This window comes from Acetobacter okinawensis, assembly GCF_002153655.1.
Lineage (GTDB): Bacteria > Pseudomonadota > Alphaproteobacteria > Acetobacterales > Acetobacteraceae > Acetobacter > Acetobacter okinawensis_A.
This window is the reverse complement of the sequence record NZ_JOPJ01000093.1, coordinates 1-335: the sequence shown is the minus strand read 5'-3', so window position 1 is coordinate 335 and position 335 is coordinate 1. Positions and strand designations below refer to the sequence as shown.

Sequence of the window (335 nt, the reverse complement as noted above, 5' to 3'; positions counted from 1 at the left end):
AATCCGCTGCAAGCTGCCTTTTATGAAGTGCCCAATGCTGTGCAGGTCATGGGCGGCTTTGGCCAGTCTCTCAAGCTTGTCACAGGCTTTCTGTCTGGTCCCGGTGGCATTGCTGCGGCGGCCGCAGTCGCGGGCGCTGCCATCTACAAGGTCGGTGCCTACGCAGAAGGCGAGCAGGAGCAGCTTGCCCAGCTCTCCCAGCACCTGCGGGCCACCCGCACCGACTATGCGGACATGGCGCAGCAGGCAGAAGAGGCGGCCCGGACCCTGAAAGGCAACTCGGATCTGTCACTGGATGACAGCCGCACGGTTGTGCAGACCATTGTATCCGTGCC

Annotated in this window: 1 protein-coding gene; it reads left to right on the top strand. The window is 62.7% G+C overall.

The genetic code is table 11. The annotated features are described in order from the left end of the window. Window positions 1–335: hypothetical protein (locus HK26_RS13640; RefSeq protein WP_180539588.1), on the top strand; the 335-nt coding region annotated here is incomplete at both ends.